The sequence below is a fragment of the Kocuria rhizosphaerae genome, from assembly GCF_044462265.1.
GTDB lineage: Bacteria > Actinomycetota > Actinomycetes > Actinomycetales > Micrococcaceae > Kocuria > Kocuria rhizosphaerae.
Map to the genome: position 1 here is coordinate 1 of NZ_JBISWL010000099.1, position 10531 is coordinate 10531.

A 10531-nucleotide genomic window follows, 5' to 3' on the forward strand; every position below is an offset into this window, starting at 1 on the left:
CCCGGCGGGGCCGGGCAGCCGCTCCAACGTCGGGGCGACAGGACTCGAACCTGCGATCTCCTGCTCCCAAAGCAGGCGCGCTAGCCACTACGCTACGCCCCGGTTCCTGCAGCCTCGGCTGCGGCGACCGGGAGGGGTCGCCCGTGCACGGGCCACGGCGAGTCTACCGGCTGGGCGGACGGACCCGCACCTCGGCCCCGCGGGGCGCTGCCGGCGCTGCCGTGCCGCGTCCCCGGCGGCGTCCCCGGTCGTCGGGAACGGCCCGCCGTGCCCGCGATCCGGAGGATTTGACACCGCGTGCGCCGGAACGGTTAATGGGGAGTGCCCAGCGGGGATGTAGCTCAATGGTAGAGCCTCAGTCTTCCAAACTGATTACGCGGGTTCGATTCCCGTCATCCCCTCGATCAACGAACGCCCCGGTCCGCCCAGGACCGGGGCGTTCGCCGTTCCCCGGGCCCTCTGCACGCGCCGCCCGGCTCCTCCGACGGACCGCCCCCGGTCGCCGACCCCGGCCACCTGAGCCTCCCGGCACCGACTCCCCCGCCGCCAGAGCCCCCAACCACCGACTCCCCAGCCGCCAGAGCCGCCCGGCATCGACTCCCCAGCCGCCAGAGCCGCCCGGCGCCGACTCCCCAGGGCCCATTTCGGATCCCCAAACGCCGGCCTGGGAAATCGAAGCCGGCGTGGGCGGTCGGCGCTGCAGGGGGACGGCGGCTGGGGGGTCGGCGCGGCGGCTCACCGGGCGAGGCCGACGACCTGCCACACGGGGCCGCGGGAGACGTGCACCGGACGCAGGCCGTGGCGCTCGAGCACGGCGAGCATCTCGCGCGGGGAGTGGGCGTGGGCCCGGAAGGAGGTCCCCACCGCGCGGCAGGCCAGGTTGGACACGGCGACCAGCGCCCGGGCGAGCAGGTGCCCGGGCGGGTGGCTGAAGACGAGGAGGCGTGTCGCATGGTCTGCGGCGGCACCCAGCAGCCGTTCGTGGTCGGGGTAGCAGCACACCACCCGGTGCAGGACCACGACGTCGTGCGGTCCGACCGATTCCGGATCCGTCGCGATGTCGAGCTGCCGCCGTTCGAGGCGGTCGGCGACCCCGGCGTCGGCGGCCAGCTGGGCGGCGTCGGCCTCGTAGGAGTCCACGAGCTCCAGGTTCGTGGTCCGCGCGGCGCCGCGGCGCAGCAGCTCCAGCTGGATCTCGCCCACGCCGCCGCCGATCTCGAGCACGCTCGCCCCCTCGATCCCCTGCGCGACCAAGAACGCCACGACACGCCGGGAGGCGCGGTCGAGGCCCCGCCGCCGGTAGCGGCGAGCCAGGCGGTGGGCGAACCGGGGCCCGAACACGGTGCTGTAGGAACCGGGGCCGCAGCAGCTGCTCATGGGGGCAGGCTACCGGGCGACCCCGCGCCGGGTCAGCCCTGCCGGACCCGGAAGCCGGGGCACCGGTACCGCGCGGCCCCGCGCCGGGTCAGCCCTGGCAGCCCGGGCACCAGTACAGCGCCCGGCCCTCGAGCTCCCGGCCGGCCACGGGCGCCCCGCAGCGGCGGCACGGGAGGCCCGTGCGCCGGTAGACCAGGTGAGCGTGCTCGGGCCACGCCTGGTCCTCTGCCACGCCCGGACGGTCGGCGGGATCGGTGGTCACGATCCGGCCCAGCCGCACACCCGTGCGCATCAGCGTCACGTTCTCCGTCCACAGCCCGAGCAGCACGGCGTCGTCGAGGGTCCGGCCCGGGGTCGCGGGGTCGATCCCGCGCCGGAAGAGCGACTCCGCCCGGAAGATGTTGCCCACCCCGGCCACGACAGCCTGGTCCATGAGCAGCGCCCCGACCGGCCGCCGGCTGCGCCGCACCGCGGCCACGAAGCTCGCCGGGTCGGCGAGCGGGTCGAGCGGGTCCGGGCCCAGCCGTGCCCGGGCGGCCTCCGCCTCGGCGCGGGTCTCGAGGACGCACTGCGCGGGACCCCTCAGGTCCGCCCACCCCTCGTCGCCGACGAGCCGGACCCGCACCGCCCCGACCGGCGGTGGCGGCCGGAGCGGGCCCGCCACGGCGTCGTCGTCGTGGGCCTCCCGCTCCCCGATCCGGCGCGGGGCCCCGATGGAGGACGCCCCGCGGAAGCCCTCGGTGCCCCCGAAGCTCCACGCGCCGTAGAGGCCCAGGTGCGAGCGCAGCACCCGGTCTCCGGCGAAGTCGAGGAACAGCTGCTTGCCGTGGGCGCGGGCGCCCTCCAGCACGGCGCCGTCGAGGACCGCGGCCCCGTCCGCGAACCTCCCCTGTGGGGAGCTCACGGCCAGGGCCTGGCCCGCGAAGCAGTCGGAGAACTGGCGGGCCAGGCGGTGGACCGAGTGGCCCTCGGGCACTCACGCCTCCCGGACGGCCGGGAACTGCCGGGGACGGATGTCGTCCAGCCGGCCCGCCACGGTGCCGGTGCTCTCGTACTCGGCGATCTGGGCGATCCTGCGGGCGTGGCGCTCCTCGCCGGTGAACGGCTCGGCCAGGAACGCCTGCACGATCTCCAGGGCCTCCTCCGGGGGGTGCTGGCGCCCGCCCACGGCCACCACCTGGGCGTCGTTGTGCCCGCGCGCGAGCCGGGCCGTGTCGAGGTTCCAGGCCAGGGCCGCGCGGATGCCGCGGACCTTGTTGGCGGCCATCTGCTCGCCGTTGCCCGATCCGCCCAGCACGATGCCGAGGGAGTCGAGCCCGTGCTCGCGGTCGTCGCGGACGGCGCGGGCGGCGCTGATGCAGAACGCGGGGTAGTCGTCGAGCGCGTCGTACTCGGCCGGGCCGTGGTCGACGAGGTCGTAGCCGGCGGCGGTCAGGTGCTCGACGAGGTACTGGGACAGCTCCAGGCCGGCGTGGTCGGTGGCGATGTGGACGCGCATGGGCGGCGGGCTCCTGGGTTCTCGCGGGACGTGGTGGTGCGGGGTCCGCGGACGCGGACCGGCCGCCCTCCAGCGTAGTGGCAGACGCCGCGACGGGCTCCTCCCGCCGGGCGGACCACCGGCCCCGGTCCGGGAGGGCCGGCTGTCATAATGGTTCGGAATTCCCCGGCCCCGCGGCCGCGGGCGTCCCCTGACCCCGACGAGAGGACGGCACCCAAGTGCCCGGAACGAACCTGACCCGCCTGGAGGCGACCGCGCGGGCCGAGACCGTGGCCGTGGACGCCTACGAGGTGGTCCTGGACCTCACGACCGGCGAGCGCGTCTTCCGCTCGACGACGACGGTGCGCTTCCGGGCGACCCCCGGCGCGGAGACGTTCGTGGACGCGATCACGGACACGGTGCACTCCGTGGCGCTCAACGGCGAGGAGCTGGATCCCGCCGAGGTCTCCGACGGCGTGCGGGTCCGGCTGCCCGGGCTCCGGGCGGAGAACGTGCTGACGGTGGACGCGGACTTCCGGTACATGAACACCGGCGAGGGGCTCCACCGCTTCGTGGACCCGGTGGACGGCGAGGTGTACCTGTACACGCAGTTCGAGGTCGCCGACACCCGCCGGATGTTCGCGGTCTTCGAGCAGCCCGACCTGAAGGCGACGTTCGCGTTCACCGTGACCGCCCCCCGGCACTGGAGCGTGGTCTCCAACCAGCCGGCCCCCGAGCCCGTGCCCGCCGGCGAGGACGGCGCCACCTGGTCCTTCTCCCCCACCCCGGTCCTCCCCTGCTACGTCACGGCGCTGATCGCCGGGCCGTACGAGTCCGTGCACGACGAGCTCACGAGCGCCGACGGCCGCACCATCCCGCTGGGCGTCTACGCGCGTCGCTCGCTGATGGAGCACGTCGAGGCGGAGGAGATGTTCGCGATCACCAAGCAGGGCTTCGAGTTCTACGAGGCGCAGTTCGGCGTCCCGTACCCGTTCGCGAAGTACGACCAGCTCTTCGTGCCCCAGTTCAACGCGGGAGCCATGGAGAACGCCGGCGCCGTGACGTTCGTGGAGCTCTACGTCTTCCGTTCCAAGCCCACGCAGGCCCGCGTGGAGCGGCGGGCGATCACGATCCTGCACGAGCTCGCCCACATGTGGTTCGGCGACTTCGTGACCATGCGCTGGTGGAACGACCTGTGGCTCAACGAGTCCTTCGCCGAGTTCATGTCCACCCTCGCCGCGGCCGAGAACACCCGCTTCACCGGCGCGTGGACCACGTTCGCCGCCGGGGAGAAGTCCTGGGGGTACACGCAGGACCAGCTGCCCACCACCCACCCGATCGTCGCCGAGATCCGCGACCTCGAGGACGTGCTCGTCAACTTCGACGGCATCACCTACGCCAAGGGCGCCTCGGTGCTCAAGCAGCTGGTGGCCTGGGTCGGCCAGGACCGGTTCATGGCCGGGCTCGGGGAGTACTTCCGCGAGCACGCGTGGGGATCCACGGAGCTGCGGGACCTCCTGGTGCGCCTGGAGGAGGCCAGCGGCCGGGACCTCGAGGACTGGGCCGCCAAGTGGCTCGGGACGGCCGGTGTCAACACCCTGACCCCTGTCGTGGAGACCGACCAGGACGGGGTGATCACGGCGTTCGGCATTCGGCAGAGCGCGCCCGAGGAGCACCCCACGCTGCGCCCGCACCGGCTCGCGGTCGGCTTCTACGACCACGACGAGGCGACCGGCACGCTCGTGCGCACGCACCGTGCGGAGCTCGACGTCGACGGGGCGAGCACCGCGGTCACCCAGCTCGTGGGCCGGGAACGGCCCGACCTCGTGCTGCTCAACGACGACGACCTCGCCTACGCGAAGATCCGGCTCGACGAGTGCTCCCTGGACACCGCCCTGGAGCACCTGAAGGACTTCGAGGACCCCCTCCCCCGCACCCTGGTGCAGGCCTCGGTCTGGGACGGCGTGCACGACGGCGAGACCCCCGCCCGCCGGTACGCGGACCTGGTGCTCGGCAACATCGCCCACGAGACCGACTCGACCGGCATCCAGGTGCAGCTGCGCCGGCTGGACACGGTGCTCGAGGACTATGTGGCCGAGCCGGCCCGCGAGCGCACCCAGCACGCCGCCGCCGACCGGCTGTGGCAGCTCACGGAGGACGCCGCGGCCGGCTCCGACCAGCAGCTGCAGTTCCTCAGGGCCTTCGCCCGCCGGGCCCGCACCGACGGGCAGCTGGACCTCCTGGAGGAGCTGCTCGCGGGGGACCGCACCCTGCAGGGTCTCGCGCTGGACACCGACCTGCGCTGGGCCGTGCTGACCGCCCTGTGCGCCGGGGGCCGCCGCGGCGACCCCGACGTCGAGGCGATGCTCGCCGAGGACCGCACGGAGAACGGCGCCATCGAGGCCGCGCGCGCCCGGGCGTCGATCCCCACGACGGAGGCCAAGGCCCGGACGTGGCGGGCGGTGGTCGTGGAGGGCTCCCTGCCCAACTCGATCCAGGAGGCGGCGATCGACGGCTTCCGCAGGGCGGCCGACAGCTCGCTGCTCCTCCCGTACGTCGAGCAGTACTTCGCCGCGATCCCCGGGCTCTGGCGCTCCCGCACCCACGAGCTCGCCCAGCAGGTCGCGGTCGGGATGTACCCGAACGTGCCCGCCCCGGCCACCCTCGAGGCGACCGACGAGTTCCTCGCGGATCTGCCCGAGGATCTGCACGGGCTGCGCCGGCTCGTGCTCGAGCAGCGCGACGGCGTCGCCCGCGCCGTCCGGGCCCAGGCCGTGGACGCCCGGCACGAGGCGGTGCGGGCATGAGCGCCGACCGGCCCCGGGAGGACCCGCCCACGGAGGCGCCGTCGTCCGACCCCCAGCTCCCCGGGGCGCAGTCCCCGGGGGCGCAGCCGCCGGGACCCTCGTCCCCGCAGTCGCCGCCCGGGCCGCGCACCGACCCCTCGGCCGCCCCGCCCGCCGGTGCCCGCTCGTTCTCCGTGGGCGCTCCCCTCTCCCAGATCCGGCGGCCGGTGCCCCAGGTCGGCGACGCCAGGGAGGCGGCCGAGACGGGCCGGGAGTCATCCTTCTACGACCAGGTGGGCGGCCACGAGACCTTCGCCAAGCTCGTCCACGAGTTCTACGCGCGCGTGGCCGAGGACGAACGGTTCCGCGCGCTGTACCCGGAGGACGATCTCGGCCCCGCCGAGGACCGCCTGCGGATGTTCCTGGAGCAGTACTGGGGCGGGCCCACGACCTACTCGGAGCAGCGGGGCCACCCGCGGCTGCGGATGCGGCACATGCCCTTCCCGGTGGACACGTGGGCGCGCGACACCTGGCTGCGGCACATGCGCGCGGCCCTGGACACCCTGGAGCTCTCCCCGTTGCACGACGGGATCCTCTGGGACTACCTCGACCGCGCCGCCCACGCCATGATCAACCGCCCCGGCTGATCGCGCCGGACCGCTCGGCCGGCCTGCACCGTCGCCGGCCGCCGGGGCGTGCTCAGTGCTTGACGAGCACGTGCCCGCCCGGAGCGCTCAGGCGCACCCAGCGGCCGTTCTCGGCGACGTCCACCTCGGCGCCGGGACGGAGGAAGCCCAGCGAGTACGCGGCGAACGCCGCGCCGTCGGGCAGGGGCCCCCCGGTGAGGAGGCCGGCCACGGGCTCCGTCCACCCGGAGGTGCGGCCCCAGACCTGCGAGCGCACCGTGTCGACGACGGCGGGGCCCGCGTCGGTGGGCACGGTGCGGGCGACCTCGGCGATCCCGTTCCGGGCGGCCTCGCGCACGGCGTCCCCGGCCACGGCGCCCACGGGCGTCCAGCCGCTCAGGGGCGGCGTGATGCCGGCCCACGACGCGGCCGCGTCCACGGGTGGCAGGGCGACCTCTGTCGTGCCCTCCTCCTGCCGCGGCATGCGGTCGAGCACCCCGCCCAGCGGAACCGTGACGTCCAGTCGGCGCTCCTCGGCCAGGGCCGCGGTGCGCAGCCCCAGCACCGTCGGCGTCCGGTCGAGCAGGCCGTGGGGCTCGAGCACGCACACGTACACCCCCAGGGCCCTGCCCCGGCCTTGGAACCGCACGGCCCCCTGGGCGTCCACGCCTCGTGCCCGGGACAGGAAGGTCCGCAGGTCGGCGACGTCGCGGGTATCGGTCAGGGGCAGCGACCGCGTCATCGCGCCTGCGCCCCGGCCGCGGCGGGACGGCGGGTGAAGCGCGTCGGCGCACCGGACCAGTGCTCGAGCGCGCGGCGCTGGGCGTCATCGAGGGCGGCCGGGCGCCCGGTCGCCGGGTCGGTCTGCACGGTCACGCTCTGGGCCACCGCGTAGGTCTTCGAGCCGTCCTCCTCCTGGACCCGGTAGTCCAGGACGAAGCTGGCCCCGCCCACCGATGAGACCCACACCTGCACGAAGACCGGGTCCGGCCGGTACAGCAGCTCGTCGACGTACTCGACCTCCTGGCGGCCCACCACGGTCCGGCGGCCACCGGCCAGGTCGCGGAACGTGGTGCCCGCCGGCGCGCCCGCCACGGCGCCCTCCGGCAGCGGCCGGCGCAGGAGCCGGACGCGGGCGTCCTCGAGGTACTGGAGCACGACGACGTTGTTCACGTGGCCGTAGCTGTCGATGTCGCCGAAGCGCATCTGGATGGGGATCAGCAGCGAAGACATGCCCCCATCCCATCACACCCCGGCGCGCCCGGGGCCGGCGGCACGGAGCGCTGACGGCCCCGGGCCCTTGGCTAGAGTGAGGCCCATGACCAACAGCTCCGCCCCGGACCCCACGCAGGCCCTGCTCGAGATGCTCGACCTCGCCGACGTCGGCGGCGCCCGCACGCTCGAGGACATCTTCGTGGGCCGGTCCCTGTCCCCCGCCCGCAACCGGGTATACGGCGGCCAGGTGCTGGCGCAGTCGGCGACGGCCGCCATGCGCACCGTGGACCCCGAGCGGATCATCCACTCCCTGCACGGGTACTTCCTGCGGCCGGGGGACGTGTCCGAGCCCATCACGTTCGGCGTCGAACGCGTCCGGGACGGCCGCTCCTTCTCCGCCCGCCGGGTGCACGCCTACCAGGGCGGTAAGGCGATCCTCTCCTGCATCGCCTCGTTCCAGATCCCGGCCCAGGGGCTCGAGCACCAGGACGAGGCGCCACGCGGTCTGCCCGAGCCGGAGTCGCTGCCCAGCGCCGTCGAGCTGCTGGGCCACGTCGACCTGCCGGAGGCGCAGGCCGTGGCCTTCGAGCGGCCCTTCGACATCCGCTACGTCACCGAGCCCATCTACTTCCGGCCCGACACCAGGGGTGAGCCCTACAACGCCGTGTGGATCAAGACCCTCAAGCCGCTTCCGGACGATCCCGCGATCCACCGCGCGGCGCTGGCCTACGCGAGCGACTACACGCTGCTGGAGCCCATCCTGCGGATGCACGGCAAGACGTGGATGGAGCCCGGGATGAACCTCGCCTCCCTGGACCACGCCATGTGGTGGCACCGGGAGGCCCGTGCCGACGAGTGGCTCCTCTACGTGCAGTCCTCGCCCAACGCGTCCTCCGCCCGTGGGCTCGGCGTGGGCCGGATGTTCACCCGCGACGGCCGGCTCGTGGCCACCACCGCGCAGGAGGGCATGATGCGCTTCCCGGAGTTCGCCTGACCGGGGCACCGTCCTCCGGGCACGAAGGGGCCCGTTCCGAGCCCACTCGCACCGAAGGGGCCCGTTCGACCGAAAAGACTGCTCACATCCGGCGGAACGGGCCCCTTCGGCGGGTGGGCGGGTCGGAACGCGACCCCTGGGCTCCGGTCAGTCGCGCGTCAGGCGACGGTGGGTGACGCGGTGCGGGCGGGCGGCGTCGGCCCCGAGGCGCTCCACCTTGTTCGCCTCGTAGGACTCGAAGTTGCCCTCGAACCAGTACCAGTTGTCCGGCTCCTCGTCGGTGCCCTCCCACGCGAGGATGTGGGTGGCGACCCGGTCGAGGAACCACCGGTCGTGGGAGACGACCACGGCGCAGCCCGGGAAGTCCAGCAGCGCGTTCTCGAGGGAGCCGAGGGTCTCGACGTCGAGGTCGTTGGTCGGCTCGTCCAGGAGCAGCAGGTTGCCGCCCTGCTTGAGCGTCAGGGCCAGGTTGAGCCGGTTGCGCTCGCCGCCGGAGAGCACGCCGGCCTTCTTCTGCTGGTCCGGGCCCTTGAACCCGAAGGCGGAGACGTAGGCGCGGGACGGCATCTCGACGTTGCCCACGTTGATGTAGTCGAGCCCGTCGGAGACGACCTCCCACAGCGACTTGTTGGGGTCGAGGTTCTCCCGGTTCTGGTCCACGTAGGAGATCTTCACCGAGTCGCCGATCCGCAGCTCGCCGCCGTCCAGCTCCTCGAGACCGACGATGGTCTTGAACAGGGTGGACTTCCCCACGCCGTTGGGGCCGATGACGCCCACGATGCCGTTGCGGGGCAGGGTGAAGGACAGGTCCTTGATGAGGGAGCGGTCGCCGAAACCCTTCTGCAGGTTCCTGGCCTCGATGACCAGGCTGCCCAGTCGCGGTCCCGGCGGGATCTGGATCTCCTCGAAGTCGAGCTTGCGGGTCTTCTCCGCCTCCGCCGCCATCTCCTCGTAGCGGGCCAGACGGGCCTTGGACTTGGCCTGACGGCCCTTGGCGTTGGAGCGCACCCACTGGAGCTCGTCGGCCAGGCGCTTGGCCTGCTTGGCGTCCTTCTTGCCCTGGATCGCCAGACGCTGCCCCTTGGTCTCCAGGTAGGTGGAGTAGTTGCCCTCGTAGGGGTAGAGCCGACCGCGGTCGACCTCGCAGATCCACTCGGCCACGTGGTCGAGGAAGTACCGGTCGTGGGTCACGGCGAGCACGGCCCCGGGGTACTCCTTGAGGTGCTGCTCGAGCCACAGCACGGACTCGGCGTCCAGGTGGTTGGTCGGCTCGTCGAGCAGCAGCAGGTCGGGCTTCTGGAGCAGGAGCTTGCACAGGGCCACCCGGCGGCGCTCACCTCCGGAAAGGATCTTGACGTCGGCGTCCGGCGGCGGGCAGCGCAGGGCGTCCATCGCCTGCTCCAGCTGCGAGTCGAGGTCCCAGGCGTTGGCGGCGTCGATGTCCTCCTGGAGCCTGCCCATCTCCTCCATGAGGGCGTCGAAGTCGGCGTCGGGCTGAGCCATCAGCTCGGAGATCTCGTTGAACCGGTCGAGCTTGGACTTGATCTCGCCCACGCCCTCCTCGACGTTGCCGAGGACGGTCTTGTCCTCGTTCAGTGGCGGCTCCTGCTGAAGGATGCCCACGGTGTAGCCCGGGCTGAGCCGGGCCTCGCCGTTGGACGGCTGGTCGAGGCCGGCCATGATCTTGAGAATGGTCGACTTGCCCGCCCCGTTGGGGCCCACGACGCCGATCTTGGCGCCCGGGTAGAACGACATGGTGACGTCGTCGAGGATGACTTTGTCGCCCACGGTCTTGCGGGCCTTGGACATGGTGTAGATGAATTCCGCCATGCCCCCAAGGCTACCCCGCCCGGGACCCGCCCACGGGCCGGACCGGAACCGGCGGTGGGCCCGCGTCCGGCGCGGCCCGCAGCGCGACGGACCGGCGCCGGCCGGGACGCCTCAGGCCGTCGCGGGCGTCCGCTCCGGACCGGGTTCCCCGTGCCCGACGGGGGCGAGGATCTCCCCGGTCTCCGGGTCGACGTCGTCCGGCTCGGCAGGGTCGCCCTCCGGCCGG

Annotated in this window: 9 protein-coding genes and 2 tRNA genes; 4 read left to right on the forward strand and 7 right to left on the reverse strand. The window is 73.5% G+C overall.

The features are described 5' to 3' along the window. Positions 1-29: 29 nt before the first annotated feature. Positions 30-102: transfer RNA gene (locus ACH9EU_RS11585), tRNA-Pro, on the reverse strand. 228 nt (positions 103-330) lie between these two features. Here ACH9EU_RS11585 and ACH9EU_RS11590 point away from each other — a divergent pair. Further along, a tRNA-Gly gene (locus tag ACH9EU_RS11590) sits at positions 331-401 on the forward strand. A gap of 334 nt (positions 402-735) precedes the next feature. Here ACH9EU_RS11590 and ACH9EU_RS11595 read toward each other — a convergent pair. The 3 genes from ACH9EU_RS11595 to ACH9EU_RS11605 form a co-directional block, all read right to left on the reverse strand. Beyond that, positions 736-1377 carry a methyltransferase domain-containing protein gene (locus ACH9EU_RS11595; RefSeq protein ID WP_396414084.1) on the reverse strand — a complete coding sequence of 214 codons (642 nt, stop codon included), beginning with the start codon at positions 1375-1377 and terminating at the stop codon, positions 736-738. An 88-nt stretch (positions 1378-1465) separates the two neighbouring features. Then, entirely contained in the window at positions 1466-2353 is an 888-nt protein-coding gene (locus ACH9EU_RS11600; protein WP_396414085.1) for a DNA-formamidopyrimidine glycosylase family protein, read from the reverse strand. After that, positions 2354-2875: a ribose-5-phosphate isomerase gene (locus ACH9EU_RS11605; protein ID WP_396414086.1), complete on the reverse strand. Its 522-nt coding sequence runs from the start codon at positions 2873-2875 to the stop codon at positions 2354-2356. Positions 2876-3093: 218 nt separating this feature from the next. Here ACH9EU_RS11605 and pepN point away from each other — a divergent pair, with 218 nt between their 5' ends. Both pepN and ACH9EU_RS11615 read left to right on the forward strand, forming a co-directional pair. Next, complete coding sequence (gene pepN, locus ACH9EU_RS11610; RefSeq protein ID WP_396414087.1) at positions 3094-5661, forward strand: aminopeptidase N; 2568 nt, start codon at positions 3094-3096, stop codon at positions 5659-5661. Between the two features lie 206 nt (positions 5662-5867). Further along, positions 5868-6287: a globin gene (locus tag ACH9EU_RS11615; protein ID WP_396414092.1), complete on the forward strand. Its 420-nt coding sequence runs from the start codon at positions 5868-5870 to the stop codon at positions 6285-6287. A gap of 52 nt (positions 6288-6339) precedes the next feature. Here ACH9EU_RS11615 and ACH9EU_RS11620 read toward each other — a convergent pair whose 3' ends face one another. After that, positions 6340-7008 (reverse strand): hypothetical protein, encoded by a 669-nt coding sequence (locus ACH9EU_RS11620; RefSeq protein ID WP_396414088.1) that lies wholly within the window; start codon positions 7006-7008, stop codon positions 6340-6342. Next, positions 7005-7499 carry a thioesterase family protein gene (locus ACH9EU_RS11625; protein WP_396414089.1) on the reverse strand — a complete coding sequence of 165 codons (495 nt, stop codon included), beginning with the start codon at positions 7497-7499 and terminating at the stop codon, positions 7005-7007. Before ACH9EU_RS11625 ends, ACH9EU_RS11620 begins: the two co-directional genes overlap by 4 nt. Positions 7500-7584: 85 nt before the next feature. Here ACH9EU_RS11625 and ACH9EU_RS11630 point away from each other — a divergent pair, with 85 nt between their 5' ends. Continuing rightward, on the forward strand, positions 7585-8475 hold the full coding sequence (locus ACH9EU_RS11630) for an acyl-CoA thioesterase domain-containing protein (protein ID WP_396414090.1): 891 nt from the start codon (positions 7585-7587) through the stop codon (positions 8473-8475). Between the two features lie 147 nt (positions 8476-8622). On the opposite strand, the gene ettA is transcribed toward ACH9EU_RS11630, so the two are convergent. Continuing rightward, entirely contained in the window at positions 8623-10305 is a 1683-nt protein-coding gene (gene ettA / locus ACH9EU_RS11635; RefSeq protein WP_396414091.1) for an energy-dependent translational throttle protein EttA, read from the reverse strand. Positions 10306-10531 lie beyond the last annotated feature (226 nt).